Origin of the sequence: Streptomyces sp. Je 1-369, assembly GCF_026810505.1 — a bacterium.
GTDB lineage: Bacteria > Actinomycetota > Actinomycetes > Streptomycetales > Streptomycetaceae > Streptomyces.
In genome coordinates this window covers 14802-41312 of the sequence record NZ_CP101750.1, presented here as the reverse complement: position 1 = coordinate 41312, position 26511 = coordinate 14802, and the positions used below count along the sequence as shown (strand labels likewise).

The following is a 26511-nucleotide window of genomic DNA, read 5'->3' as shown; positions in this document are numbered from 1 at the left end:
ACCCATGACACCGACGTCATCGTGGTCGGCGCCGGCCCGGCGGGCCTGATGCTCGCGGGCGAACTGCGCCTGGGCGGGGCACGCGTCACCCTCCTGGAGCGGCTCGCCGAGCCGACAGGGCAGTCGCGGGGACTTGGTTTCACCGCCCGGGCCATGGAGGTCTTCGACCAGCGCGGACTGCTGCCCCGCTTCGGTCAGGGCGAAAGCCTGGAGGTCAGCCCGCTGGGCCACTTCGGCGGAGTGCAGTTCGACTACACCGCGCTGGAGGACGCCCACTTCGGGGCCCGCGGCATCCCGCAGAACGAGACCGAGGCGGTCCTGGAGACCTGGGCCAGGGAGCTCGGTGCGGACATCCGGCGCGGCTGGCAGGTGACGGAGCTGGCCGAGGGCTTCCTGGACGGCGACCACGTCGAGGTCACCGCCCGCACCCCCGAGGGGCCCCGCCGGCTGCGCGCGGCCTACCTGGTGGGCTGCGACGGCGGACAGAGCAGCATCCGCAAGGCGGCCGGCTTCGACTTCCCCGGCCTGCCCGCCACCCGCACCATGTACCTGGCCGACGTCGTGGGCTGTGGCCTCAAGCCCCGCTTCCTGGGCGAACGGCTGCCCAACGGCATGGTGATGGCGGCCCCGCTCAAGGAGGGCGTGGACCGCATCATCGTCTGCCCGCACGGCGTCCCGGCCCAGGAGCGCGACGAGGACATCACCTTCGCCGAAGTCGCCGCCGCCTGGCAGCACATCACCGGCGAGGACATCAGCGCCGGCGGCGCGCAGTGGGTCAGCTCCTTCAGCGACGCCACCCGCCAGGCCGACACCTACCGGCGCGGACGGGTGCTGCTGGCGGGCGACGCGGCGCACATCCACCTGCCCGCGGGCGGGCAGGGGCTGAGCACCGGCGTGCAGGACGCGGTCAACCTCGGCTGGAAACTGGCCGCCACGGTCCGCGGCACCGCCCCGGCGGGCCTGCTGGACACCTACCACGCGGAGCGGCACCCGGTCGGGCAGCGGCTGCTGATGAACACCCGCGCGCAGGGCATCGTCTTCCTGGGCGGCGCACAGTCGGACCCGCTGCGCGCCCTGTTCACCGAACTCCTCGCACACGACGAGGTCAGACGCCACCTGGCCGGCATCGTCAGCCACCTGGACATCCACTACGACATGACCCCGCCCGGCACGGAGCCGCCGCCGTCCCCCCACCCCCTGCTCGGCCGCCGCCTGCCCAAGCGCCCCCTGACCGGCGCCGACGGCGAGAGCGACACCGCCCGCCTGCTGCACCCCGCCCGCGGCATCCTGCTCGACCTGGCCGACGACCCCGCCCTGCGCGCCGCAGCCGCCCCCTGGACCGACCGCGTCCACACGGTGACGGCCACCGCCAAACCGGCGGAGGGCACCACCGACGTCCTGACCCCCCTGGACGCCCTCCTGATACGCCCCGACGGCCACGTGGCCTGGACCAGCAAGGACACCCCCGCCGCCCTGACCGCCGCCCTGACCCGGTGGTTCGGCCCGGAACGGACGGCGTAGTGCCAACGGCCCCTGGGGCGCCGGAGGCTGCGCCAACGGCTCCCGGGGCGGGCGGGGCGGCCGCCGCACGCGAGAGACCGACGCCGCGGGCCCGGCGGGAGGCGGGCGAAGGAGTGCCAACGGCCCCCGGCGCGGCTGAGCCCGCCACGTGTGCGGCGCCGGTGCCTGCGCCGGTGGCCCGGCGCGGGGCGGGCCGGGCAGTGCCGACGCCAACAACCCCTGCCCCGGCCGCCGTTGCCCCGTGCGGGGGGCAGCCGGGCGAAGTCCGCGCGGTCGTCCTGGACGCCGCCGGGCTCTCTCTGTCCGGCCTGCTGTGCGAACCCGCGGGGCCCCCGCGCGCACTGGTCGTAGCAGTGCACGGCGGCGGCATGAGCGCCGGGTACTTCAACGGGCAGGCCCGCCCCGAGCTGTCCCTGCTGCGCCTGGGGGCCCGGCTCGGCTGCACCGTGCTGGCCCTCGACCGGCCCGGCTACGGCCGGTCGAGGGCCGCGCTGCCCGAGGGCCTGCCGCTGGCGGAGCAGACGCCGCTGCTGCGCGCGGCCCTCGCCGACTTCGCCCGCCGCCACCCGGTGGGCGCAGGCCACTTCCTGCTGGCGCACTCCTTCGGCGGCAAGCTGGCCCTCTCCCTCGCCGCGCACGCCCAGGACGGCGAGGGGCTGCTCGGCGTGGACATCTCGGGCTGCGGACGGCGGTACGCGCCGGGCGCCGAGGACGAGGTGCGCCACGACCGTCCCGCCGCCCGGCGCCGGCACTGGGGGCCGCTGCGGCTGTACCCGCCGGGCACCTTTAGGGCCAGCGCGGACACGGTCGCGCCGATGCCGCCCCGGGAGGCGGCCGATCTCACCGCCTGGCCGGGGACGTTCGACCGCCTCGCGCCGCGGGTGCGGGTGCCGGTGCGGTTCACCTTCGCCGAGCATGAGCTGTGGTGGCGCAGGCAGGAGGCCGACCTGGCAGCGCTGGCGGCCGGTTTCACCGCCGCGCCCCGCGTCCTGCTGGAGCACCAGCCGGGCGCGGGGCACAACATCAGCCTGGGCTGGGCGGCCCGCGCCTACCACCTGCGGGCCCTGGCGTTCCTGGAGGAGTGCCTGCCCCCGGGCGCCACCGCGCCCGGGAGCTGACCGCGGCTCAGGCGTCCAGGACCACGATGTCCAGTTCCCGCAGCCGCTCGGGCCCGGCCACCAGGTCGATCGCGGCGATCCTCCCGTCCTCGATGGTGAAGTTGAAGACCACGATGGGGCGGACCTTGGACTGCCACACCGCTCCCACCGACCCGTCGATGAGCGCGATGCGCGCCGCTTCCGCCCCGCCGGAGAAGATGCTCGCCACGCCCTCGGCGCCCTCGGTCAGCGGCGCGGCCCCGATGCGCACCGCCGTGTCGTCGGCATGCATGGAGGCGTCGGGGGCCAGCAGGGTGAGCAGCCGCTCGAACTCCCCGTTGCGCGCGGCGGTCAGGAAGGCGTCCACGACCTTGTGCTGGCGCTGCAGGTCGGGCAGGGGAGAGGCGCCGTGCACCCGCCGGCGGGCCCGGCTGGCCAGCTGCCGGGTGGCCGCCGGACTGCGCCCGATGATTGCGGCGATGTCGGCGAACGGCACGGCGAAGGTGTCGTGCAGGACGAAGGCGAGGCGCTCGTCGGGGTCGAGGGTGTCCAGGACCACCAGCATCGCCAGGCCCACCGAGTCGGCGAGCACGGCCGCCTGCTCGGGATCGGAGGTGTCCTCGGTACGGGGCTCGTCCGAGGGCTCGGCGTGCTCGGCCAGGAACTCCTCACGCCGGTTGCGGGCGCGCAGCATGTCCAGGCAGACCCGGCTCACCACCGTGGTGAGCCAGCCGTCGAGGTTCTCCACACTGTCGGTCTCGGTGCGGTGCAGCCGGATCCAGGCCTCCTGCACGGCGTCCTCGGCCTCATCGGTCGCGCCGAGCATGCGGTGGGCCACGGCCTGCAGCCGCGGCCGCTTCTCCTCGAACGCGCGCGCCAACCGTTCGTTTTCCTGCATGACCACCGTCGTCCCCTTCGATCCCGGTCGGTGTGTGACAAACGCCTGTCACATCTTCGCGCTGCCGGGCGTCATAGCAGTGACGAACGGGACCACCCGCGTGTGACGGGATGCGGCCGCGCAGGCTTCGACCAGGCGCCGCGCCCCTGGTCGCGCTCTCCCCAAATTTTTCAAGAGCGGAGCTGTCCGAAGCAGGCTCCCTGACCCTTTGCGAGCAACCATGACAACGCTACGTCGTCGACCAGACACCCACAGTGACAGTCCAGGCGCCGCAGCCGGATTCCTGGCCCGCTATGCCCGCATGGTCAGCGGACGCCGCTCCAAGTGGGCCGTACTCCTCATCTGGCTCGTGCTCATCTCCGCCGGCGGCTCCCTCGCCGCCAAACTGGGCGACGTCCAGGACAACGACCCCGAGACCTGGCTGCCCTCCAGCGCCCAGTCCACCCACGCCGTCGAACTGGCCGAGAAGCACTTCGCCGACAAGGACAGCAGCACCGCGATCATCATCTACGCCCGCGGCGGCGGACTCACCGACGCCGACCGGGACAAGATCGCAGCCGACCGCGCCGCCCTCCAGGACGACATCGCCGTCGGCGACGTCGCCAAACCCCAGGTCTCCAAGGACGACAAGGCCGCCTTCCTCAGCTACCCGCTGCGCACCAGCCCCAGCGACAACAAAGTACTCACCGACGCCGTCGGCGACTCCGAGGACATCGTCAAGAAAGACGCACCCGACGGCCTGGACATCCGCATCGCCGGCGAGGCCGGCAGCGTCCGCGACTTCGCCGAGGTCTACAGCGGCATGGACGGCGCCCTGCTCGGCGCGGCCCTCGGCGTCGTCGCCCTGCTGCTCCTGCTGACCTACCGCAGCCCCGTCCTGTGGATCGTCCCGCTGCTCACCGTCTTCCTGGCCAGCCAGGTCGCCAGCGGCGTGGTCTACCTCCTGGCCAAACACGCCGGCCTGCTCGTCAACGGACTCAGCGCGTACATCCTGATGATCCTGTGCGTGGGCGTCGGCACCGACTACGCCCTGCTGCTCATCGCCCGATACCGCGAGGAACTGCACCGCCACGCCGACCGCCACGAAGCGATGCAGATCGCCGTACGCCGCTCCCTGCCCGCACTCGCCGCCTCCGCGGCCACCGTCGGCGTGGCCACGCTCTGCCTGGTCTTCGGCAGCATGAACTCCACCCAGGGCCTGGGCCCGGTCGTGGCCATCGGCATCGCGGTGGTCTTCCTGGCGATGACCTCCCTGCTGCCCGCCCTGCTGGTCATCCTGGGCCGCTGGACGTTCTGGCCCTTCGTGCCGCGCCACACCCCCGGCTACGACGCCAGCGCGGAGAACGAGCACGGCACCTGGGCCCGCGTGGCAGGCGCCGTGGGCCGCAGGCCCCGCGTCATCTGGGCCGCCTCCATCGGCGTCCTGGCCGTCCTGGCCCTTGGCACCGCCACAGTGGAGACCGGCCAGACCCAGGCCGAGCAGTTCACCAAGTCCGTCGACTCCGTGGAGGGCCAGCACCTGCTGGCCAAGCACTTCCCCGCCGGCTCCTCCGCACCCGCCGACATCTACGTGCCCGCCGCCGGAGCCGACACCGCACTGCGGACCGTCAAGGACGTCCCCGGCGTCGAATCCGCCGCCACCCAGCGCACCGCGGGCGGCTGGACCCACCTGACCGCCGTCTTCGCGGACGCCCCCGACACCGCCGGGGCCAAGGACACCGTCGAGCGGATGCGCACCGCCCTGGACAGGACACAAGGTGAGAGCGCCGAGGCGGTCGTGGGCGGCCAGACCGCGATCGTCCTGGACACCTCCGACGCCCAGAAGGACGAGGAGATGCTCCTCATCCCGCTGATCCTCGCGGTCGTCCTGCTCATGCTGATCCTGGTGCTGCGCGCGGTGGTCGCCCCGCTGGTCCTGCTGGCCTCGGTGGTCGTCTCCTTCGCCGCCGCCGTCGGCGCGGCCTCCCTGCTCTTCCACGCCATCGACTACCCCCGCATCGACCGCGGACTGCTGCTGATCGGCTTCCTGTTCCTGGTCGCCCTCGGGGTGGACTACACGATCTTCCTGATGGCCCGGGTCCGCGAAGAGGTCAAACTCCGCGGCCACCGCGAGGGCACCCTCACCGGCCTCACCGTCACCGGCGGCGTCATCACCTCCGCGGGCGTCGTCCTGGCCGCCACCTTCTGCGTGCTGGCCGCCATCCCCACCGTGGCCTCCCTGCAGCAGGGCCTGCTCATCGCGATCGGCATCCTCCTGGACACCTTCCTGGTGCGCAGCCTGCTCATCCCCGCCCTCTCCCTCAGCATCGGCCCGCGCATCTGGCGCCCGGGCCACCCCGAGGACGAGGCGCCGCTGCCCGGCGAGCGCCCCGCACAGACCGCCCGCGTCGACGTCGGCACCTGACCGGCGCGCCGGACGGAAGGGGGCGCCGCGCCGAATCCCCCGCGGCGCGCGCCCCCGCCCCACCCCCGCAGCCCCGGTGACCTGCCGCTGTCACACTCACCCGCCCCCGATCGTCATAGAAGTGACGCTGCCTGAAAGCGGCGTCGATGTTGATCCAAGAGAGGAAAAATCATGGAAGCGCGCCTGCAGAACCCGGCGATGATCCTTGACGCCACCCAGCCTGTGCAGGACATGTACAAGGCGATCTACTCCGGTGGAGTCCCGAAGACGACCCTGGACCTGGTCCACCTGCGCGCGAGCCAGATCAACGGCTGCAGCCCCTGTGTGGACTCCGGGGCCCGCGGCGCCCGCAAGGCCGGCGAGACCGAGGAGCGCCTGTTCGCCGTCGCCGCCTGGCGGGAGACCTCCTACTTCACCGACGCCGAGCGCGCCGCGCTGGAGCTGTCCGAGTGCGCCACCCGCCTCGCCGACCGCTCCGACCCGGTGCCGGACGACGTGTGGGAGCGCGCCAAGGCCCACTACGACGAGAAGGGCCTGGCGGCCCTGATCCTCATGGTCTCCCTGACCAACTTCTTCAACCGCCTGAACGTGACCACCAAGGCGATCGCCGGCGCCTGGGGCTGACCGGCACCGCACCGCACACGGCTGAGGCCGGCCCCCTCCACGAGGCGGGCCGGCCTCAGCCGCATGCAGCGCTCACCGGCCGCGCGAGCCCCTGGACGGCACGAGGTTGATGCGCCACGACACCCCGAACCGGTCGGTCAGCCACGCGAACCGGGCACTGAATTCATACCCGCCCGCCGGCATGATGACCTCGCCCTTCTCGGAAAGCGCCGTGTAGAAACGATCGAATTCACTTTCCGATTCGCACTGCACGTATATCGCGGTCGCGGGGGAGAACTCATACGAATCCCACGGCGCAAGATCGTATCCAACGGCCCCCGGCGGCGGCATGTTCGTACACATGAACATCTGCCCGTCGAGCGTGAAGAGAGCATGCTGCAGCACCCCTTCCTCCCACCCCGGCTCCCCGGCGCGGGCCCGGATCATCCGGTGCACCTCACTGTTGTCGAAGAGCGAGGTGTAGAACTGCAGCGCCTCCTCGGCCTGGCTCCTGAAGGTCAGGAACGTCATCAGTTTCGGCGCCGGCGTCGCAGGCATCGTGGCAGCTCCTGTTCGTGGTCGGACCCCCTGGGGGCGGTTCGTGGGCACGACGGTAGAACCGCCCGTCACTGTTCAACCGAGCAATTCACCGGTTGAACAAAGCAGTCGAGTACGCCACCACCGAAGCTCATGGAGTGGTCGAGACACCGTCGTAACGATGTGGGCGTCTCGAACCGACCCGAAGGGTGAGTGTTCCGTGAGCGAGAACGCATTGCCGGCGGCGAAATCCGCCCGTTCCGAGCGGATCGCCGCGCGAACTCGCGGCGAGAACTGGAAGAAGCCACCGCGCCGCATAGAAACCTCGGAGTGCATCACCTGCGACAGCTGCCTGCGCGGCTGCCCCGAGGAGTTCGGCGCCATATTCGACCGCGGTCTTGACGTCATCATCATTCCCGAACTGTGCTCGGGCTGCCCCGCCTGCGTCCTGGAGTGCCCCGTCGACTGCATCTACGTCGACGAGGACTGGGAGTCCACCGACGCGAGCCTGTGGAGCCACATCGACCTGTCCGCGGGCACCTCATGACCGGGCCCGCCGAAACGAACGGGCCCGCCGAAACGACCGGGCCCGCCGAACGCGAGAGCCGCCGCGCCGCCAACGCCAGAAAACGCCTCAGCCGCCGCCCCAGCCGCCTGGGCACCACCGCGGGCACCGCACCGGGCCCCGACCGCACCCGCGAGCCCGGCGCCGGCTTCCCCGCCCTCCTGGAACGGGTCTGGCAGCGCGCCCGCACCGCCGCCGACCTGCGCACGAGCGTCGACATCCTCCTCAACCTGGACGGCCACGTACCGCCCCAGGTACAGCTGCGGGCCCTGAGCACCACCGAGGAAGCCGCCTTTCACGCCCTGTGGGGCCTGACCTGGCGCGAGGACACCACCACCGCCACCGCACACGAGAGCACCGACACCGCCGAACCGGCCGTCGTCGACCTCATCGAAGCCGCCGCCGAGGAACCCGTCTTCGTCGGCGAACTCGCCCTGGCCACCACCGGCCGCATCGTCCTGCGCGGCCCCACCCAGGGCCCCCTGGACCGCCGCCACCTGGTCGGCGGCGTCCTGCGCGTGCCCTGGTCCCTGCAGGCCGCCCGCGCCTACCACGCCCACATGAGCCGCGCCGCCGCCCGCACCGCCCACACCCTGGCCGACTGCCGCGCCTGGCTGGAGCGCCAGGGCGAGAAGGGCCGCGACGAACTCCTGGACCAGGCCAAGGAAGCGGCCCTGCGCACCGCCCCCTTCGTGCTCTACCAAGAACACCGCCAGTACACCAACTTCCGGGAGCAGAACAGCCTCACCGGCAAGACCCTGTGGCCCGGACACCCCGACTGCGTCCTGAGCAGCCTGCAGCAACTGCCCCTGGAACTCTGGTCGGACCACGACGTGCAGCTGGTCATCGCCCTGACCCTGCTCATCCGCTCCGCCGGCGCCGGCCGGGTGGAGGAGGCCAACGGCACCCAGCTGAGCATCGACCACGTCGCCGCCATGCTGGAACGCATCCGCCACACCTACGACAGCGTCCCCGGCGAGCCGATCGCCCCCGCCGCCTCCCACGGCGTGGAGGACCTCAAGACCCTCGCCGAAGCGCTCGGCGCACGCCGCCGCCAGGTGATCCGCCAGGTCCCCCTCTACCGCGAGATCCACGGCACCCTGATGCACAAGGTGGAACGCATCGCCGCCGACACCGACGGGGTACGACACCACGACGAGGAACTCAGCCGCCGCCTGACCGGCCGCCTGCCGCTGACCGGCACCACCCTGGACGAACTCGGGCACAGCACGGCCGCCGACCCCGCCTGGCTCGCCCGCCCGCACGGCACCCACGCCACCGGCCTGGAAGCACTCGTCCACGAAAGCGTCACGGCCGTCGCCGACGTGTTCGCCGCCGACTTCGCCATGAGCCGCGGCATGCGCTCCCTGCCCGCGCTGATCACCGCGCTGCGCACCGAGAGCTGGGCGGAGATCTGCGGCTGGGACATCACCCACTACTTCTGCTGCGTGGTGCCCCGCCCCCAGGCGCGCACCCACTTCGGCGGCTCGGTCGAGGCGATGGCGGACGCGGCCTGGGCGATGTCCTCCCGCATGCAGTACAACTCCTGGCACTTCGTGCCCGGCAACCTGCCCCGCCACCCCGCCGTGGTGGCCCGCGACCACTTCGTGCCGCCCACCATCCCCGACATCGCCTTCTTCTCCGACCAGCACCACCACGGGCACGTCAGCAACCAGGTGCGCTTCTCCATCCGCTCCCCCCAGCCCGTCGAGGTCGCCGGACGCACCTTCAACGGCTTCGTCGACCTGCGCCTGCTGCGCTGCGCCGGCACCCCCTTCACCGAACCCGACCTGCTCGCCGCCCACCGCGCCTCCCGCTTCATCGCCCGCGCCACCACCCTGGCCGCCGAACTCACCCTCACCGGCACCCCCGTCGAGGTCACCGCCTTCGACGCCCCCTGGCACTGGCAGACCATCACCCACCCCGCCCCCCAGGGCACCCCACGATGACCGCCGGGGCGACCGGGGCGATCGGGGAGCTCACCGGGCGGCTGCGGCGGGGCGAGACGACCGTCGTCGAGCACGTGCAGGCCGTGCTGAGCGCCGTACGCGAACGAGACACCCTCGGCGCGTTCGTCACCGCCGCCGGCGACGAAGCGCTGCGCGCCGCCGAGCAGGCCGACCGCCGCATCCGCGAACGCGGCACGCAGGCCTGGCAGGGCACCCCGCTGCTCGGCGTCACGGTCTCCGTCAAGGACCTCCTGCAGACCCGCGACCTGCCCACCACCCGCGGCTCCCTGCTGCCCAACCACCGCCCCCGACAGGACGCCCCGGCCGTCGCCCGGCTGCGCGCCGCCGGCGCCGTCATCATCGGCAAGACCACGACCAGCGAGTACGGCTGGAGCGCCACCACCCTGGGCCGCACCGCCGCGCCCACCGCCAACCCCTACGCCCCCCACCTGAGCGCGGGCGGCTCCAGCGGCGGGGCCGCCGCCGCGGTCGCCACCCACCTGGGCGAGGGCGCCCTGGCCACCGACGGAGCCGGCTCCATCCGCATCCCCGCCGCGTTCTGCGGCGTGGCCGGCTACAAACCCTCCTACGGACGCGTCCCCTACGTCCCCAACGGCGTCGACCGCCTCGCCCACCAGGGCACCCTGGCCCGCACCGTCACCGACGCCGCAGCGCTCGCCGCCGTCATCGCAGGCCCCCACCCCGCCGACCCCGACTCCGGCCTCGGCTCCATCGACCTGCCCTCCCACCGCCGCCGCCAGCACATCGGATGGATCGAGTACGAGGGCACCACCGACGAGATCCGCAAAGTCACCGAACAGGCGATGCACGCCCTCCGGGGCCAGGGCCACCACATCGAACGCATCCAGGTGCGCTGCAAGGACCTCTACCCCGCCCTCGTCGACATCCTGGCCGCCGCCGAAGCCGCCGGCACCACCCGCCAGGACGAAGAACACTGCGACCCGGGCCGCCTGGAAATCGTCCGCTACGGCCGCACCCTGAGCGGCACCGCCCTGATGCGCGCCGAAGAGGTCCGCCAGCAACTGCGCACCCGGCTGCGCTCGGTGATGCGCCGCCACCACCTGCTGGCCATGGCCACCGTCCCCATCGAACCCTTCGACCTGCACGCCATCGCCCCGCCCTGGGCGGCCGACCCCCGCGACCTGCTCTGGCTGGCCTGGTCACCCGCCTCCTACCCCTTCAACATGACCGGCCAGCCCGCGGTGACCCTCCCGGCCGGCCTGACCGGCTCCGGACTGCCCGCCGGCATCCAGCTCGTGGGCCCCGTCGGCGCCGACGAACTGGTCCTGACGGTGGCCCACCGCCTGGAAAGGGAGCTGGGAGCCCTGCCCCCGCCCCGCCCCGGGCACGCGCTCGTCCCCGCCACCGAAAGGACCCCCTGACCCATGTACACCCGCGCATGGCGCTCCGTAGCCGCCCAGGACGCCGTCGGCACGCCGTCCTTCGTCGCCGACCACCACCTGTGGAGCGAGGAGCAGTTCGCCGCCGCCGAACAGATCGAGGCCGACCTCGCCCACCTCGACTTCGTCCGCCTGGTCTTCTGCGACCCGCACGGCCTGGCCCGCTCCAAGACCCTGACCGCGGACACCTTCGCCTCCGTCCTGCGCAACGGCATGAACTTCAGCCCCGGCCCCTTCCTCTTCGACACCGGCCACGCCCTCGCCGTCGACCTGGGCGACCCCGGCCTGGGCGTCGAAGAACTCACCGGCGCCGGCAACTTCATCCTCGTACCCGACCCGCTGACCTTCCAGCTCCTGCCCGACACCCAGCCGCGCACCGCCTGGGTCATCGGCGACGAATACCTGCGCGAGGGCACCCGCCACCCGCTGTCCTCCCGCGCCGTGCTGCGCCGCCTGAGCGACCAGTACACCGCCCACGGCTACACCCCGGTCACCGGCCTGGAAGTCGAGTGGTACCTCACCCGCCTCCTGCAGGAGACGCCCGGCAACACGGGCAACGGCTTCGGCCTGCAAGGCCAAGCCCCCCCGGTGGCCGCGATGAACGCCGGCTACCAGTTCAACCTCGACGCCCGCTACGACTCCGTCGCCCACATCACCGACCCCCTGGCGATGCACCTGGCCGCGCTCGGCCTGCCGCTGCGCTCCATGGAACACGAATCGGGCCCCGGCCAGGTCGAATCCACCTTCAGCCCGATGTCCGCCCTGGACACCGCGGACGCGATGCTGCTGTTCCGCACCGCCACCAAACGCTGGTGCGCCCGCCGCGGCCACCACGCCTCCTTCATGTCACAGCCGCGCCTGGACGCCTTCGACCCCAGCGGCTGGCACCTGCACCAGTCCGTCCTGGACACTGAAAGCGGCCGCAACCTCTTCGCCGCCGACGGCCCCGCGGGCGGCCTGTCCCCGCAGGCCAAGGCCTACGCGGACGGCCTGCTCGCCTACAGCAGGGAGCTGTTCCTGCTCTCGGTGCCCACCGTCAACGGCTACCGCAGGCTCAACTCCCGCCACGCGCTGGCCCCCACCCGCATGGACTGGTCCATGGAGGACCGCAGCGTCATGCTCCGCATGGTCGGCGGCGGCACCGGCGCCCACATCGAAAACCGCAGCGGCGAACCGTGCGCCAACCCCTACCTCGCCATCGCCGCCCAGCTCTTCGCCGGCCTCACCGGCCTGACCGGCACCCCGGACGCCGAACGCCCCGCCCCGGCCACCGGCCAACACGTGCCGCAGTCCCTGGGCGAAGCCCTCACCGCCTTCACCGCCGGCCGCGCCGACCAGCTCCTGGGCCGCCCGCTGGCCACCTGCCTCACCCGGCTCAAGGAGAGCGAACTGCGCCGCTACGAAACCTGGTGCGCCACCACCGGCACCAGCCCGGACCAGGTCACCGCCTGGGAACAGCGCGAGTACTTCGAGGCGTACTGAACGTGCCGACCAGCCGCGTGCCGAACACCCGCGTGCCGACAGCCACCCGCGTGCCGATACCCCGCAGAACAGAGGTCGTTGCATGATCGCCCGATACACCCTGCCCGAGATGGCGGACCTCTTCAGCGACCAGACCCGCTACGCCACCTGGGTCCGCGTCGAGATCCTCGCCACCGAGGCACAAGTACGCCTGGGACGCGTCCCCGAGGACGCCGTGCGCGACATGCGCCGCGCCCCCGTACCGCTCGCGCACCGCATCGCCGAGATCGAGAAGGACCGCGACCACGAAGTCCTCTCCTTCCTGGCCGCCTACTGCGAGAACATCCCCGAAACCACCGCACGCTGGGTCCACCTGGGCATGACCAGCTACGACCTGGTCGACACCGCGCTGGGCCACACCCTGGCCCGCGCCACCGACCTGCTGAGCGGGGCCGCCCGCCGCCTGCGCCGCACCCTGGTGGCCCGCGCCCTGGAGCACTTCGACACCCTCATGGTCGGCCGCACCCACGGCATCCACGCCGAGCCGACCACCTTCGGCCACAAACTCGCCGGCTACGCCTTCGCCGTCGACCGCTCCCTGACCCGCCTGGCGGCCGCCCGCGAAGCCGTCGCGGTGGGCACCGTCTCCGGCTCGGTGGGCACCTACGCCCTCATCGACCCCTACGTCGAACAGTACGTGTGCCAGTCCCTGGGCCTTGGCATCGAGCCCGCGCCCAGCCAGGTCGTCGCCCGCGACCGCCACGCCCAACTCGTACAGGCAGTGGCCGCGTTGGGGGCCTGCGTCGAACAGATCGCCCTGGAGATGCGGCTGTTGCAGCGCACCGAGGTCGCCGAGGTCGAAGAACAGCGCGCCCCGGCCTACCAGGGCTCCAGCGCCATGCCCCACAAACGCAACCCCACCACCAGCGAACGGCTGTGCGGCCTGGCCCGCCTGCTGCGCGGCTACGCCACCACCGCCCTGGAGGACGTCGCGCTGTGGCACGAGCGGGACCTGGCCCACCAGTGCGTCGAGCGGGTCATCCTGCCCGACAGCCTGGCCGTGGCCCACTTCCAGGCCACCAAGGCCGAAGAGCTGCTGACCCACCTCACCGTACGGCCCGAGACGATGCGCGCCGCACTGGAGCGCACCCACGGCCTCATCTACAGTTCGGCCGTCCTGGTCGACCTGCTCGGCGACGGCACCGAGCGCGAGCACGCCTACCGCTCGGCGCAGGCCGCCGCCAACCGGACGGCGGCCACCGCCACCCCCTTCCGGGACACCCTGGCCACCGAGGGCGTCGAGCTGCGCGAAGAGCTGCGGCCCGAGCGCTTCCTCGTCCACCACGACGTCATACGGCGGCGATTGGAGATGCTCGATGAACTGGAAGACTGAACGCGTCAACGGAGGCGACCTCGACCTGGACGAGGTCCTGGCCGTCTACCACGCCTCCGGCCTGGGCGAGCGACGCCCCGTCCAGGACCGCGAGCGGATGGCCGCGATGGTGCGCGAGGCCAACCTCGTCGTCGTCGCCCGCGAGGCGGACGGCACCCTGATCGGCATCGCCCGCAGCATCTCCGACTTCTCCTACGTCACCTACCTCTCCGACATCGCCGTGGTCCTGGACCACCAGCGCTCGGGAGTGGGCATCGCCCTGATGGAGGAGACCCGCCGCCAGGCCCCCGACGCCAAGGTGGTGCTCCTGTCGGCGCCCGCCGCCGCCGGCTACTACCCGCGCGTGGGCTTCACCCGGCACGACTCCGCGTGGGTCCTGAACCCCGCGGCGCCCCTCCAGGGCCCACCGGCCACGAAACCGTAGGCGGACCCGCACCGCGGCGCGGCCGGCCGGCCCGCACCGGCCGGCGGCCCGCCCGGGCACCGCACACCCAACGGGGGAAGGCATGAGCCACATACCGTCACCGGCACTGCTGGAGCCCTTGACCGCCCTGCCCGAGACCGCCCGCCCCACCGAGCCGGGCACCCCGGCCCCGGCCCGCGCACCCACCGGCCAGCGCATCCTGGTGGTGGACGGCGACGCCGCCCTGGCCGGCTCCCTCACCGCCCAGCTGCGCCGCCACGGCCACGACCCCGTCGGCGTCCGGCACGGCCAAGCGGCCCTGCACGCCTACGAGGACGCCGAACTGGTCCTCCTCGACCTGGACCTGCCCGACCTGGACGGCCTGGAGGTGTGCCGCGCCATCCGCGAGGTCAGCCGCATCCCCATCATCATCGTCACCGCCCGCCGCTGCGAACTCGACTGCGTGCTCGGCCTGCACGCGGGCGCCGACGACTACGTCACCAAGCCCTACGGGCTGCGCGAACTCATCGCCCGTATCGAAGCGGTCATGCGCCGCACCCGCTGGCAGCCCGCCGCGGCCCGGGAGATGGACCTGGGCCGGCTGCGCATCGACGTCGACTCCCGCCAGGTCACCGTCGACGACGAGCCCGTCGCCCTGACCCGCAAGGAATTCGACCTGCTGTGCCTGCTGGCCGCCCAGCCCGACACGGTCATCCCGCGCAAGCAGCTCCTGCAACAGGTGTGGGGCGACTCCTGGTCGCGCCGCACCATCGACACCCACGTCAGCAGCCTGCGCGGAAAACTCGGCGGCAACGGCTGGGTCGTCACCGTACGCGGCGTCGGCTTCCGACTCGGCACCGGCTGACCCCAACCCCACCCACACCCCACACCGCCCGAGCCCGCGCCCGCCCGAGCCCGCACCACACCCCACACCCGCCCGCCCGAGCCCGCCCGCCGCACCCCACTCGCACTGACCGCACCGTCCGAGCCCGCGGCCCGCCCCGCCCGAGCCCGCACAGCACCGAACCCGCACTGACCGCACCGCACCGCACGCACCGCGCGAGCACGCGGCACGCACCCGCACAGCACCACACCCGCACCGCGCGAGCCTTGCGAGCACGCGGCCCGCACCCCGCGACTACGCCGCCCACGAGCACGCCACCCACACCCCGCGAGTACGCCGAACCCACGCCCGAACCCGCACCGCGCCCGAACCCGAACCTGCACCGCCCCGCCCCGCACAAGCCCTCCCACCCCGCCGGCAGCGGCGCCGAACAGCCCTGGAGCACCCATGATCACCCGACGCAGTGCCCTGAGCGTCACGCTCGCCACCGGCGGAGCGGCGCTCACCGGCGCCGGCCTCACCCCGCTGCTCGCCGCCCACGTCCGCGCCCAGCCCACCACCGCCAACGCCCCCGCGCCACCGGGGACCGTGGCCAAGTTCCAGCGCCCCATGCCCCTGCTCCCCGAGAAGAAACCCGCGGGCCGCACCGGAACATCCGACGTGTACGTGATGACCATGAAGCCCGCCCGCGCCCAGATCCTGCCCGGCCCGCCCACCGACGTCCTCACCTACGACGGCCACTTCCCCGGCCCCGTCATCAGAGCCCGCGCCCACCACCCCGTCGTCATCCGCCAGCGCAACCGCCTCACCGTCCCCACCGCCGTCCACCTGCACGGCGCCGCGGTACGCCCCGACAGCGACGGCGACCCCATGGACGTCATCGAACCCGGCACGGACCGCGTCTACCACTACCCCAACCGCCAGCCGCACGCCCCGCTGTGGTTCCACGACCACGCCCACCACCTCGAAGCGGAGAACGTCTACCGCGGCCTGTCCGGCTCCTACCTGCTCACCGACGCCACCGAACGCGCCCTGCCCCTGCCCCGGGGCCGCTACGAAGTCGTCATCGCCCTGCGCGACGCCCGCTTCGACGACGGCAACCAACTCGCCTACGCCATGGGCGACCGCGCCCGCAACACCCTCCTGGCCAACGGCGTGCCCTACCCCTACTTCCAGGTCGCCGCCCGCAAGTACCGGCTGCGCCTGCTCAACGCCTCCAACCAGCGCCGCTTCGACCTGCGCCTGGCCGACAACAGCCCCCTCACCCAGATCGGCTCCGACGGCGGCCTGCTCACCGCCCCCCACACCACCGACCACATCGCGATGTCCGCGGGCGAACGCGCCGACATCGTCGTCGACTTCTCCCGCTACCCGGTGGGCACCAGCGTCGTACTGAAGAACACCACCGGCACCGGACCCGCCGAGGAGACCGGCGAGATACTCCGCTTCGACGTGGTGCGCACCGCCCACGACCCCAGCCGCATACCCGCCCGGCTGCGCACCCTGCCGCCGCTGCCCCGCCCCGCCACCGAGCGGACGGTGGTGCTGCGCATGGACGAGGGCGGCGAACACCCCGGCGCCTACATCGACGAGAAGGAGTACGACCCCCAACGCGTCGACGCACAGATCAAGTTCAACACCAGCGAGATCTGGACGGTCACCAACGCCAACGCCCGCGCCGAGCACAACTTCCACCTGCACCTGGTGCAGTTCCGCGTCCTGGAACGCGCCGGCCGGCCCCCCGGGCCGGGCGAGAGCGGCCTGAAGGACACCATCCACCTCGCCCCCGGCGAAACCGTCCGCCTCCAGGCCGTCTTCGACAGCTACCGCGGCCGATACCTCTACCACTGCCACATGTTCGAGCACGGTGTGCGGGGCATGATGGCCACGATGCACATCAGATGAGGCGCACCCGTCAGAAGGAGGAGCCCGTGAACGCGCCGACGGGCGAGGCCGAGGGGACACGGCGCGACCCCGGGCCGCGCAGCGTACGCCTCGCGCTGATACCCCTGCTCCTCGCGATGCTGCCCTCCTCGCTGGGCTCCACCATCGTGGCGACGTCGATGCCGACCATCGCCGGCGAACTGGGCGGCACCGGCTACCTGTCCTGGGCGGTGACCTCCTACACGCTGGCCGCCGCGGCCGCCATTCCCGTCTGGGGCAAGCTCGGCGACATGTACGGGCGCAAGCGGTGGCTGATCGTTGCGATGTCGGTGTTCCTGACCGGGTCGCTGCTGTGCGGCCTCTCCCAGGACATGGCCGAGCTGATCGCGGCGCGCACCGTGCAGGGGCTCGGCGGGGGAGGCCTCGCGGTCGGTGTGATGGCGGTCATCGGCGAGCTGATCCCGCCGCGCGAACGCGGCCGCTACCAGGGCATGATCACCAGCGTCATGGTGTTCTCCATGGTCGTGGGCCCCCTGGTCGGCGGTTCCCTCACCGACTGGGCCGGCTGGCGCTGGGCGTTCTGGGTCAACCTGCCCGTCGGCCTGCTGTCCCTGGCCCTGATCACCCGCCTGGTGCGGGTGACCGGCCGGCGCAGGAAGGCCCACATCGACTACGCGGGCGCGGTGCTGCTGGTCGTGTGCATCGTCTCCTTCGTGCTGGTGGTCACCTGGGGCGGCGTCGAACACGCCTGGAACTCGGCCACGATCGTGACCCTGGCCGCCCTGTCCGCCGCGGCCCTGGCCGGCTTCGTCCACGCCCAGTCCCGGGCGCTTGAACCGGTCCTGCCCCCGCACCTGTTCGGCGAGCGCAACTTCTGCCTGATGGCCGTCCTGAGCTTCACCAACGGCTTCGTGATGTTCGGCGCCGTCCTGTATCTGCCGCTCTACCAGCAGGCCGTGCACGGCGTCTCCGCCACCGGCTCCGGCCTGCTGCTGCTGCCGATGCTCGGCGCCCTGGTCCTGGCCTCCCAGCTGTCGGGGCGCACCGTCGCCCGCACCGGCCGCTACAAGATCCTCCAGATCACCGGCTCGGCCGCGATGCTCACCGGCACCCTGCTGCTCTCACACCTGGGCACCGGCACCTCACGCCTTGCCGCCGCCCTGTTCATGGCCCTGCTGGGGGCCGGCATGGGCTTTCTGGGGCAGAACGTGATGACCGTCGCCCAGAACAGCGTCGACGCCCACGAGGTGGGTGTCGCCTCCGCCGCGATGACCCTCTTCCGCACCCTGGGCCAGTCGGTCGGCGTCGCCGTCATGGGCACCTTGTTCAACCACCGCGTACGCGACGTGATGAGCGGCCACACCCACACCACCGCCCTGCACGACACCCGCCTGGACGCCGACAGCATGAGCCGCCTCAGTGCGCCCGTGCGCACCGTGTACCGCAGTGCCGTCGCCCAGGGCGTGCAGGGGGCGTTCGTGCTGGCGTCGCTGGCCGCGGGCCTGGCCCTGGCGGCCGCGCTCCTGGTCCGCGAGGTGCCGCTGCGCACCACCCGCAAGCAGCACAAGCAGGACACCTGAGAGCCTGAGAAATGACTCCGGCGCCGCACCCCTCCCGGCAACCGGGGGAGGGGTGCGGCGCCGGACCGAGCGGGCACCGGGCGGGTGGGTTCAGTGTGCGCTCGCCTCGACGATCGAGATCGCCGCCGGTGTCTGCACCACCCGCTCCAGCTGGAAACCGGCCCTGCCAAGGAGTTCGGCGTACTGGGCGCGGGTCCGTTCCTTGCCGCCGACCAGCAGCATCAGCCACAGGTCGACCAGCTTGCCCGAGTGCGGGCCGTTGGCCTTGTCGGGCACGACCATCTCCATCACCAGGAGCCGCCCGCCGGGGTTCATCGCCTTGCGGACGTTGCGCAGGATCTCCAGCGCCTGCGGCTCGGGCCAGTCGTGGAGGATGTGCTTGAGGATGTACGCGTCCCCGCCCGCCGGCACCGCGTCGAACAGGCCGCCGTCGGCGATCGTGCACCGCTCGGACACCCCCTGCTCGGCCAGGAACCCCGCGGCGCCGTTGGTGCCCACCCGGGGATCGGAGAGGATCCCGCGCGCGGCGGGCGTCTTCTTCAGCACCCCGGCCAGCAGATCGCCGCGGCCGCCGCAGAAGTCGACCACCGTGGCGTAGCGCGCGAAGTCGTAGGCGGCCAGCAGCGGTTCGGTCTCCGTGCCCGACATCGCCCCCATCCCGTCGGTGAAGACCGCCCCGTACTCGGCGTTGGCCTCCAGGTACTCAAAGGCCCCCATCCCGCGCAGCTTGGGCAGGCTCGGCTCACCGGTGCGCACCGCGTCCAGGAGATGCCCCCAGTCCTCCCAGTGGATGGGGTGGCCCATCAGCCGGGCTATCCCGTACATCGACATCGGGGCGTCCTTGAGCAGCGCCCGCGCCATCGGGGTCAGCGCGAACCGCCCGTCCTTGTGCTCGGTGAAGATGCCGTAGGTCGCAAGGAGACGCAGCAGACGGTGCAGCGCGTCGGCATCCGCCCCGGCCCGCTCGGCGATCTGCTGCGGGGTGAGCGGCCCGTCCTGGAGGGTCTCGGCGACGCGCAGTTCGGCGGCCACGTAGATCGCCTGGCTGACCATGGCGCCCTGGACGAGTTCGAGCAGCGCGAACGGCGGGGGCGCGAGCCTGCGCGTCAGGCTCTGCAGCGCGGCGCGCACGCTTTCGACGGCACGGACGACACGGGCGGGCGGCAGTGGCGGCATGACATTCCTCCGGCTGAGTACTGGACGGTTACGGACGACAGAGAGAAAGAAGAAGGGGGCGGGGGCTCACCCCCGCAGTGCGCGGTCCACCAGCGGCCCCGCCGCACCCGTGTAGTGCCGCGGATCGAGCAGCCGCGCCAGCTCCTGCCCGCTCACCACCCCCGCCAGGGCGGGCAGTTCGGCCAGGACCTGCCCCAGCGGCCGCCCGGTGTCCCGCGCCTGCCGCGAGGCGCCGGCCAGGAGCTCCCTGGCCGCGCTCCTGCCGAGCCGGGGCGCCAGATACGCGGCCAGCCGCTCCGAGACGACCTGGCCGCCCGTCAGATCAAGGTTGGCGCGCATCCGTTCGGGATGCACCACCAGCCCGGCGGCCAGTTCGGCGGCCGCGTGGGCGGCGCCCCCGGTCAGGCGCAGGCACTCGCGCAGCGGCTGCCACTCGGCATGCCACAGCCCCGCCGAGCGCTCGTCCTCGGCGGGCAGGCACTGCGCCAGGACCGCGCCGAGCGCGGGCACCTGGACGGCGGCCGAGCGGATCAGGGTGGCCAGGACGGGGTTCTGCTTGTGGGGCATCGCCGAGGACGCGCCGCGCCCCTCGGCGGCGGGCTCGGCGACCTCGCCGATCTCGGTACGGGCCAGGACCTGCACGTCCGCCGCCATCTTGCCCAGGGCGCCCGCGGTGTGCGCCAGCGCGGCCCCCAGGTCGGTGACGGGCGTGCGCAGGGCGTGCCAGGGCAGCACCGGCCGGGCCAGGCCGGTCTCGGCGGCGAACGCCTCGGCCAGCTCTTCCACCACCTGCGCGGCGCTGCGGCCCGCGAAGGAGCCTGCCGGGGCCTGCTCGGCGTACTGCAGGTAGCCCGCCAGCGTGCCGGCCGCCCCGCCCAGCGAGATGACCAGCGACTGTCCGGCGACCCGCTCCAGACGCGTGATGGCCTCCAGCACCAGCTGGCGCCAGCCGGCCGCCTTCAGCCCGAAGGTGGTGGGCACGGCGTGCAGGGCCAGGGTCCGCCCGGCCATCACCGTGTCACGGTGGGCGCCGGCCAGCGCGGCCAGGGACGCGGCCGTCTCCCGCAGGTCCGCGACGATCACACGCAGGGCGCGTGCGGCCACCAGCATCGCGCCGGTGTCGAAGACGTCCTGGCTGGTGGAGCCGCGGTGCACGTACTCGGCCGCCTCCGGCGCCCGGCGGGCGACCACCCCGGTCAGCGCGGCCACCAGGCCGACCACCGGGTTGGCCGTCGCCCGGGCGGCCAGCGCCACCTCGCGCACATCGAAGTACTCGGCCCGGGCGGCCGCGGTGATCGCCTCCGCGGCCGCGGCGGGCACCGTGCCCATGCGCGCCTGCGCCCGGGCAAGGGCCGCCTCCGCGTCCAGCATGGCCTGCAGCCAGGCCCCGTCACCGACCGCGGCCTCCACGGCCGTACCCACCCGCACCGGGGAGAGCAGCCCCGCATCCGGCTGCACCGGGCAAGCATCCTCTGCCGCTGAGTCGCCGCGTGGCGTCGTCTTCACGACTGCACCCCTTCGCATCCGGGCCGCGGCACCGTCCGCGGCGGGGCGGGCAGCGCCAGCACCGCCCCCGCGATGGCATCGGAGTCCTCCAGCGTCACCGACCCGACCCCGGGCCTGATACCGGCGGCCGTCACCCAGTGCACCGACTCCGTGGGCACCCCATAGGCCAAGCGCCGCCGGTGGGCCACCCCGCCGGCATCCAGCAGATGGAAGGACCGCGTCACGGCAAGACCGCCCGTCTCGTGCCCCTGGACGCGATAGGGACGGCACTGCCCCGAGGCGAGGAGACGGCGCAGCAGCGGATCGTCCGTACGGCGCAGGTCCATCTCGGGCAGCCGGGCCTCGATCAGCGCCGACGCCCGCACCCGGATGCCGGGCACCAGCGCCGAGGACCCCACAAACCCCGCCCCCTCCCCGCCGGTTGAACCCTCCGCGACGGTGACGCGGATACCGGGCAGAGCCACATCGAGCACCCCGGCCTCCATCAGCGCGAGCATCTCCTCCACCCGCCCGGCGGGCGGCCCGATGGACAGGTAGGCGTTGAGCGGCGTGTACCAGCCCTCCAGCTCGCTGCGGTGCGAGGCGCCCGTCAGCCCGCCGTGGTCCACGGCAAGCCGGATCTCGTTGCGCAGGTCGCGCAGCACGTCCAGAGCGGCCTTCAGCGGCCCGCGCACATTGCCCCGCCGCGCCTGCGCCACATCCTCCTCGAGGTGGCCGCGCAGCCAGGACCGGAACTGCGCCGCATCGGCGAAGACCTGCGAGCCGTACGGGCGGGCCAGCACCTCCCAGTCGAAGCGCGCCTGCGCACCGATCCCGGCCGCCGCGAGCACCCCCTCCTCGGCCCGCCCCGGCGCCGCGGCCAGAAAGTCCGCCCCGAACCGGGCCACCACCCCGGGCGCCACGCCCCGCCCGGCCAGCAGCGCCTCGTAGTACACGCACCGCACCTCTTTGGAGATCAGCGGCCACAGGTCGCTGCGAAAGCCCAGCGGGCCCCGGCCCGGCGCGCGCAGCGCCGCGACGTGCCCGGCGGTCAGCAGCCGCGGCCGGTAACGGCCGTACGCGCCTTTCTCGTTGTCACCGCGGGAGTGGTACGGGATACCGCGCCGCGACCCGGCGTGCAGCCGCGGCTCGCGCCCCGAGGCCCGGTAGACCAGGCGCCTGCCGGCCCGCTCGAAGCGGCCGCCCCTGCCCTGGGTGAGCAGCGACATGTAGTCGAAGAAGTTCAGGCCGAGACCGCGCAGCAGCACGTCCTGGCCCGGCGCGATGGGGGAGAGGTCCACGTCGGCGGGGTTGGCCGGCGCGACGTAGAGCAGCCCGTGCCGGGCGGCGAACCGGGCCAGCCGCCCCTCCTGCTCACCAGGCCGCACGGGCAGGTGCCCCTGCGCGAGCACCACCGCGGACAGCCCCGCAAGCCGCGTGCCGTCCTCCAGCACCACCGTCTGCGCACCCGCCCCGCGCACCGCCCCCGCCCCCTCGCCCGCGCCCTCGACGCCGCCCTCGGCCTCGTCCGTGAGGGCCACCGCCCGCACCCGGTGCACACGGATCACCACATGCGCCGGCGCGTCCGCCACGACCTGCGCGAACGCCCAGCCCAGATACCGCCCGTACAGGGCGCGCGTGGGATAGCTGTCCGGTCCCAGCGCCCGCGCCTCGCCCAGCACATCGGCGTCGCACGGGGTGGCGGGGCCGGGCGCCAGCGCGCCCCGGCCCAGCGCCCGGGCCCACTCGTAGAGGCTGGGCCCCTCCTCCAGCGGGCCGCGGATGCTGACGCTGTCGTCGGTGTAGACGGTGACCTGCGAGGCGACGGTGTTCATCAGCAGGTGCGGCGACTGCGCGGGCCGCCACACCCGGCCCGCGCCGGGCGGTGCGGGATCCACGACGTGCACGCTCACCCGCTCCCACAGCGGGGACTTGCGTTCCTGCGCGCAGATCCGCTCGAGCACGGAGAACCCGCGCGGGCCGGCGCCGACCAGGCACACCGCGGTGTGCTGAGCCAGGGGTCCTGTGGGCATGGTCGCGTGCTCCTTGTCGCGGAGGCATACCGGCCTGGAGAGGGCAACCGCCGCCGGGCGGTGCGCACCCACACTGGCCACGGGGTCAGGAGGCGGGCTCAACCAGGACTCGCGTCCCGGCGGAGTCCGGCGCCACCCGCAGCTCTCCCCCTTCCGGATCACCGGATGGATCACCCAGGAGGATCACCCGGGAAATGGGGGAGGGGCCCGCATTGCGCGGCCCGGCCCGCTCTCACCGCTCTCGCGCGTTTATCAGAACTCCGCCGGCAGGTCCACGGTCGGAGGAATGCGTGAATGAGGGCATGGCGCCGTGTCGGACATCGGCCCGTCCGGCGCAGCGTGACAGATCACAATCCCGCAGACCTTATTACAAGTGCGCGCGGCAGGGGAGACCTCATGTACGGAAGAGCGGCGGAGGTATTACCTCCGCTTCATCCCGCACGGGCCGATCCGGCCGCCGAGGGAAGCACTTGCCGCACCCGCCAACCAGTCGACACAATTCCGCTGGCCCATGAGTTATCGGTGGACAACGGCGAATGTGACATCAGAGAGATACCTGAAAAGCGGTGGAGTATCTGCAGATCCGGGGCCGCCCCCACGCGGCCGGCGTACCCGACGGATCGGTGAGCAGAGAGAGGCTGTGAAGTCTGCCATGCGACATGCGCTGCAGATCAGATTCGGTGCCGGCTCGCAAACGCGAAGCCGCCGGATTCTAGGAGGAATCTGTGAGGGTAAAGGTCCTCGGCCCGCTTGGTGCCGATGTTAACGGTGTGAATGTTGTGCCAACAGCAAGCAAGCCACGGCAGATCCTGGCGCTTTTGGCTCTCTACCCCAGAAGGGTCGTGCCGATCTCGACGCTCATGGAGGAGATCTGGGGAGTCGACCTGCCCGCCAGCGCCATGACGACCCTGCAGACCTACATCCTCCAGCTGCGCCGGCGCCTGGGCACGGCCATGGGGCCGGACGCCGCGGGCAGCGCCAAGGACGTCCTGGTGACCCGCTACGGAGGCTATCTCCTGCAGATCCCGCCCGAACAGGTCGACGTCCACGAGTACGAACGCCTGGTGGCCGGCGGCCAGCGCGCCTTCGACAGCGGCGACGACCGGGCGGCGGCCACCCTCTTCGGGCGGGCCCTGGACCTGTGGGACGGGGCCGCACTGGTCGACGTGCGGATGGGCTGCGTGCTGGAGATCGAGGCCACCCGCCTGGAGGAGAGCCGCCTGGTCACCCTGGAGCGGCGCATCGACGCCGAGCTGCGCCTGGGCCGGCACTGCGAGTTCATCGCCGAGCTGAGCGACCTGACCGCCCGGCACCCGCGGCACGAGGGCCTGCACTCGCAGGCGATGGTGGCGCTGTACCGCTCGGGCCGTCAGGCCTCGGCCCTGGACGTCTACCAGCGGCTGCGGGCCCGGCTGATCGAGGACCTGGGGGTGGAGCCGTCGCCGCAGTTGCAGCGGCTTCATCAGGCGATCCTCGCGGTCGACCCGCGCCTGGACGTGATCGCAGGCCCCCGGCCCTCCTCCACGTTCGACCGCTACGCGAGCTGAGCGGGGCGCACACGCGGTGCCGTCGGCGGCATCCGCACCACTCCGCGGAGCACACGCACTCCGCGGAGGGATGCCGCCCACACGCCCACCTCGCCCGGCCCCCCGGGTCCCTGCGGGGCCCGACTGCGGAATTTCCTCAGTTGAACCCGCCCGGAGCCCCGCCCGGAGCCCCGCCCGGAGCCCCGCCCGGAGCCCCGCCCGGAGCCCCGGCTGAAGCCCCGCTGGGAGCCCTGCCCGGAGCCCCGCTGGGAGCCCCGCCCGGAGCCCTGACCGGAGACCCGCCGGAAGCCCCGGCTGAAGACCCGCCCGGAGCCCCGGCAGAAAACTCGGCTGGATACCCGGCAGAAAACTCGGCTGAAGCCCCCGGCCGGCAACCTCAGTTGGAGGCCTTGGAGCATTCGTCGCACTGGAGCTCCATGCGCATGGCGATCCAGTTCCACTGCGCCGCGCACGCCCGGGCCAGGGCGGCGATCTTCCTCGCCTGGTGGGCGGGGGCCTGCAGCACCAGACCGGGGTCGCTCTTGCGGATGATGCGGGCCTCGAGCCAGCGGATCATCTCCCGGCCGTCGTTGCTGTACTTCAGGGCGGGGTCCCGCCTCAGCGACTCGAGCTGGGCCAGGGGGTCCACGAGGGGCGGGGCCGCCTCGGGGCCGTGCGGCGCCCGGCTCCTGGCCTCCGCGCCGGCGGTGGGCCCCTCCGCGGCGCTGCGCAACCGTTTCTGCGCCTCCTGGGCCGCCGGCCCGGGCACCCCGCCGCTCCCGGCGCTCTCGCGCGGGACGGTGTCCGGCTCCGCGGGCAGAATGTGGGCGGTCTGGCGGCGGTCCTTGTGGGAATTCAGCGGCCGTACGCGGCCGTCGCGTCCGACTCTCAGCGGGGCCTGGGCGATCTGTCCCGCGAATTTACGGCGCAGTACCCCGACGGTCTTGCCGGAAAGGCCGGTCTTCATGGCCACCGCCCGGTCGGACCACTCGGGGAAACTCTCCAGGATCTTCATCGCCGACTTCTTGCGGTCGGAGAGAGCCAGCGCCAGGCCGTGCTTCAGGTTCAGCTCGACGGCTAAGAGGAACGCTTCCCTGTTCGATCCCTCGAAGTAGCGGACCTCAATGGTTTCCTCGCCGTTCAGCCGCGCCACGTGCAGCCGGTGCATTCCGTCGATGACCTTCATCGTCGAGCGGTGCACGATGATCGGCGGAAGTTTATCGGTGCAGGCCGCCAGAGTACGTACATGATCCTGGTCGACACCGGCCAGACGAGGAGAATCCGCATCACGGAGCAAGGTGATGGGAATCCTGATGATTGAAGCAGAAACTTCGGTCGAGTGGTCGGGCCCGACGGGCCGACAGAACTGATCTTTAGGAAGTTCCCCCCCAGGGGCGGCCTCCCCTGGCATTCCGATCATCACGCTGCTTCTCCTCCCCCGGACCGAAGCGCATAACGCGGCGAGAGTATCATGAGATTCCGCCACGAACAGAGAACTCTCCGGGATTTCATGCAATTGCGTTATGCCCGTTTTTTCCGGAGAAGGCCCCCGCCTGCAGAATCCACCAGCGATCACCGGACCGCAACGACACAAGCCACCCCGCCCACACCCCCCACCCCCGCCCCCACCACCCCCCAAGCCGCCCGAGACCAGGCCCGACACCCCCCGGACCACCCCCGCCCCCACGGGCGCACCCCGGCCACCCGCGCGCCGCGCGACCCCCCACACCG

20 protein-coding genes are annotated in these 26511 nt (G+C 72.7%); 14 read left to right on the top strand and 6 right to left on the bottom strand.

The genetic code is table 11. The features are described from left to right. Positions 1 to 48: 48 nt before the first annotated feature. Both NOO62_RS00180 and NOO62_RS00175 read left to right on the top strand, forming a co-directional pair. Positions 49 to 1521, top strand: coding sequence for an FAD-dependent monooxygenase (locus NOO62_RS00180; RefSeq protein ID WP_414930961.1), 1473 nt, complete (start codon positions 49 to 51; stop codon positions 1519 to 1521). A gap of 368 nt (positions 1522 to 1889) precedes the next feature. Further along, on the top strand, positions 1890 to 2639 hold the full coding sequence (locus tag NOO62_RS00175; RefSeq protein ID WP_414930744.1) for an alpha/beta fold hydrolase: 750 nt from the start codon (positions 1890 to 1892) through the stop codon (positions 2637 to 2639). A 7-nt stretch (positions 2640 to 2646) separates the two neighbouring features. On the opposite strand, the gene NOO62_RS00170 is transcribed toward NOO62_RS00175, so the two are convergent. After that, positions 2647 to 3516 (bottom strand): sigma-70 family RNA polymerase sigma factor, encoded by an 870-nt coding sequence (locus NOO62_RS00170; protein ID WP_268775407.1) that lies wholly within the window; start codon positions 3514 to 3516, stop codon positions 2647 to 2649. 301 nt (positions 3517 to 3817) lie between these two features. Here NOO62_RS00170 and NOO62_RS00165 point away from each other — a divergent pair, with 301 nt between their 5' ends. Continuing rightward, entirely contained in the window at positions 3818 to 5920 is a 2103-nt protein-coding gene (locus NOO62_RS00165; protein ID WP_268768824.1) for an MMPL family transporter, read from the top strand. 171 nt (positions 5921 to 6091) lie between these two features. Next, a complete protein-coding gene (locus NOO62_RS00160) occupies positions 6092 to 6544 on the top strand; it encodes a carboxymuconolactone decarboxylase family protein (RefSeq protein ID WP_268768823.1) in 453 nt (150 codons plus the stop codon). 72 nt (positions 6545 to 6616) lie between these two features. Here the strand turns inward: NOO62_RS00160 and NOO62_RS00155 are convergent, their stop codons facing one another. Further along, positions 6617 to 7081, bottom strand: a complete 465-nt coding sequence (locus NOO62_RS00155; RefSeq protein ID WP_268768822.1) for a VOC family protein — start codon at positions 7079 to 7081, stop codon at positions 6617 to 6619. Between the two features lie 199 nt (positions 7082 to 7280). Between NOO62_RS00155 and NOO62_RS00150 the strand changes: the two genes are divergently transcribed. The 9 genes from NOO62_RS00150 (at position 7281) to NOO62_RS00110 (ending at position 18560) form a co-directional block, all read left to right on the top strand. Continuing rightward, positions 7281 to 7607 (top strand): 4Fe-4S ferredoxin, encoded by a 327-nt coding sequence (locus NOO62_RS00150; RefSeq protein ID WP_268768821.1) that lies wholly within the window; start codon positions 7281 to 7283, stop codon positions 7605 to 7607. Next, complete coding sequence (locus tag NOO62_RS00145) at positions 7604 to 9574, top strand: hypothetical protein (protein ID WP_268768820.1); 1971 nt, start codon at positions 7604 to 7606, stop codon at positions 9572 to 9574. Before NOO62_RS00150 ends, NOO62_RS00145 begins: the two co-directional genes overlap by 4 nt. Further along, a complete protein-coding gene (locus tag NOO62_RS00140; protein WP_268768819.1) occupies positions 9571 to 10977 on the top strand; it encodes an amidase in 1407 nt (468 codons plus the stop codon). Before NOO62_RS00145 ends, NOO62_RS00140 begins: the two co-directional genes overlap by 4 nt. Before the next feature lie 3 nt (positions 10978 to 10980). Further along, positions 10981 to 12477, top strand: a complete 1497-nt coding sequence (locus tag NOO62_RS00135; protein WP_268768818.1) for a glutamine synthetase family protein — start codon at positions 10981 to 10983, stop codon at positions 12475 to 12477. A gap of 82 nt (positions 12478 to 12559) precedes the next feature. Next, positions 12560 to 13849 (top strand): adenylosuccinate lyase, encoded by a 1290-nt coding sequence (gene purB / locus NOO62_RS00130; RefSeq protein WP_268768817.1) that lies wholly within the window; start codon positions 12560 to 12562, stop codon positions 13847 to 13849. Then, positions 13833 to 14273, top strand: coding sequence for a GNAT family N-acetyltransferase (locus tag NOO62_RS00125; protein ID WP_268768816.1), 441 nt, complete (start codon positions 13833 to 13835; stop codon positions 14271 to 14273). Before purB ends, NOO62_RS00125 begins: the two co-directional genes overlap by 17 nt. Before the next feature lie 82 nt (positions 14274 to 14355). Beyond that, positions 14356 to 15117, top strand: a complete 762-nt coding sequence (locus tag NOO62_RS00120) for a response regulator transcription factor (protein WP_268768815.1) — start codon at positions 14356 to 14358, stop codon at positions 15115 to 15117. 426 nt (positions 15118 to 15543) lie between these two features. After that, a complete protein-coding gene (locus tag NOO62_RS00115; protein WP_268768814.1) occupies positions 15544 to 17001 on the top strand; it encodes a multicopper oxidase family protein in 1458 nt (485 codons plus the stop codon). Between the two features lie 26 nt (positions 17002 to 17027). Next, positions 17028 to 18560 (top strand): MDR family MFS transporter, encoded by a 1533-nt coding sequence (locus NOO62_RS00110; RefSeq protein WP_268768813.1) that lies wholly within the window; start codon positions 17028 to 17030, stop codon positions 18558 to 18560. A 90-nt stretch (positions 18561 to 18650) separates the two neighbouring features. Here NOO62_RS00110 and NOO62_RS00105 read toward each other — a convergent pair whose 3' ends face one another. The 3 genes from NOO62_RS00105 to NOO62_RS00095 all read right to left on the bottom strand — a co-directional run bounded on the left by NOO62_RS00105 (position 18651) and on the right by NOO62_RS00095 (position 23254). Further along, positions 18651 to 19736, bottom strand: a complete 1086-nt coding sequence (locus tag NOO62_RS00105; RefSeq protein WP_268768812.1) for a methyltransferase — start codon at positions 19734 to 19736, stop codon at positions 18651 to 18653. 66 nt (positions 19737 to 19802) lie between these two features. Then, positions 19803 to 21260: a lyase family protein gene (locus tag NOO62_RS00100; protein WP_268768811.1), complete on the bottom strand. Its 1458-nt coding sequence runs from the start codon at positions 21258 to 21260 to the stop codon at positions 19803 to 19805. Continuing rightward, a complete protein-coding gene (locus NOO62_RS00095) occupies positions 21239 to 23254 on the bottom strand; it encodes an FAD/NAD(P)-binding protein (RefSeq protein WP_268768810.1) in 2016 nt (671 codons plus the stop codon). The genes NOO62_RS00100 and NOO62_RS00095 overlap by 22 nt, the downstream gene beginning before the upstream one ends. Positions 23255 to 23979: 725 nt before the next feature. On the opposite strand from NOO62_RS00095, the gene NOO62_RS00090 reads away from it, so the two are divergent. Next, positions 23980 to 24801, top strand: a complete 822-nt coding sequence (locus NOO62_RS00090) for an AfsR/SARP family transcriptional regulator (RefSeq protein WP_268768809.1) — start codon at positions 23980 to 23982, stop codon at positions 24799 to 24801. 376 nt (positions 24802 to 25177) lie between these two features. On the opposite strand, the gene NOO62_RS00085 is transcribed toward NOO62_RS00090, so the two are convergent. Then, positions 25178 to 26191, bottom strand: a complete 1014-nt coding sequence (locus NOO62_RS00085) for a ParB/RepB/Spo0J family partition protein (RefSeq protein ID WP_268775406.1) — start codon at positions 26189 to 26191, stop codon at positions 25178 to 25180. Positions 26192 to 26511: the final 320 nt, after the last annotated feature.

Excerpts from the sequence above, each read along its gene's own strand:
- NOO62_RS00180 (WP_414930961.1), top strand. The coding sequence starts at position 49 with ATGCTCGCGGGCGAACTGCGCCTGGGCGGGGCACGCGTCACCCTCCTG.
- NOO62_RS00175 (WP_414930744.1), top strand. The coding sequence starts at position 1,890 with ATGAGCGCCGGGTACTTCAACGGGCAGGCCCGCCCCGAGCTGTCCCTG.
- NOO62_RS00170 (WP_268775407.1), bottom strand. The coding sequence starts at position 3,516 with ATGCAGGAAAACGAACGGTTGGCGCGCGCGTTCGAGGAGAAGCGGCCG.
- NOO62_RS00165 (WP_268768824.1), top strand. The coding sequence starts at position 3,818 with ATGGTCAGCGGACGCCGCTCCAAGTGGGCCGTACTCCTCATCTGGCTC.
- NOO62_RS00160 (WP_268768823.1), top strand. The coding sequence starts at position 6,092 with ATGGAAGCGCGCCTGCAGAACCCGGCGATGATCCTTGACGCCACCCAG.
- NOO62_RS00155 (WP_268768822.1), bottom strand. The coding sequence starts at position 7,081 with ATGCCTGCGACGCCGGCGCCGAAACTGATGACGTTCCTGACCTTCAGG.
- NOO62_RS00145 (WP_268768820.1), top strand. The coding sequence starts at position 7,604 with ATGACCGGGCCCGCCGAAACGAACGGGCCCGCCGAAACGACCGGGCCC.
- NOO62_RS00140 (WP_268768819.1), top strand. The coding sequence starts at position 9,571 with ATGACCGCCGGGGCGACCGGGGCGATCGGGGAGCTCACCGGGCGGCTG.
- NOO62_RS00135 (WP_268768818.1), top strand. The coding sequence starts at position 10,981 with ATGTACACCCGCGCATGGCGCTCCGTAGCCGCCCAGGACGCCGTCGGC.
- purB (WP_268768817.1), top strand. The coding sequence starts at position 12,560 with ATGATCGCCCGATACACCCTGCCCGAGATGGCGGACCTCTTCAGCGAC.
- NOO62_RS00125 (WP_268768816.1), top strand. The coding sequence starts at position 13,833 with ATGAACTGGAAGACTGAACGCGTCAACGGAGGCGACCTCGACCTGGAC.
- NOO62_RS00120 (WP_268768815.1), top strand. The coding sequence starts at position 14,356 with ATGAGCCACATACCGTCACCGGCACTGCTGGAGCCCTTGACCGCCCTG.
- NOO62_RS00115 (WP_268768814.1), top strand. The coding sequence starts at position 15,544 with ATGATCACCCGACGCAGTGCCCTGAGCGTCACGCTCGCCACCGGCGGA.
- NOO62_RS00105 (WP_268768812.1), bottom strand. The coding sequence starts at position 19,736 with ATGCCGCCACTGCCGCCCGCCCGTGTCGTCCGTGCCGTCGAAAGCGTG.
- NOO62_RS00100 (WP_268768811.1), bottom strand. The coding sequence starts at position 21,260 with ATGCGAAGGGGTGCAGTCGTGAAGACGACGCCACGCGGCGACTCAGCG.
- NOO62_RS00095 (WP_268768810.1), bottom strand. The coding sequence starts at position 23,254 with ATGCCCACAGGACCCCTGGCTCAGCACACCGCGGTGTGCCTGGTCGGC.
- NOO62_RS00085 (WP_268775406.1), bottom strand. The coding sequence starts at position 26,191 with ATGCCAGGGGAGGCCGCCCCTGGGGGGGAACTTCCTAAAGATCAGTTC.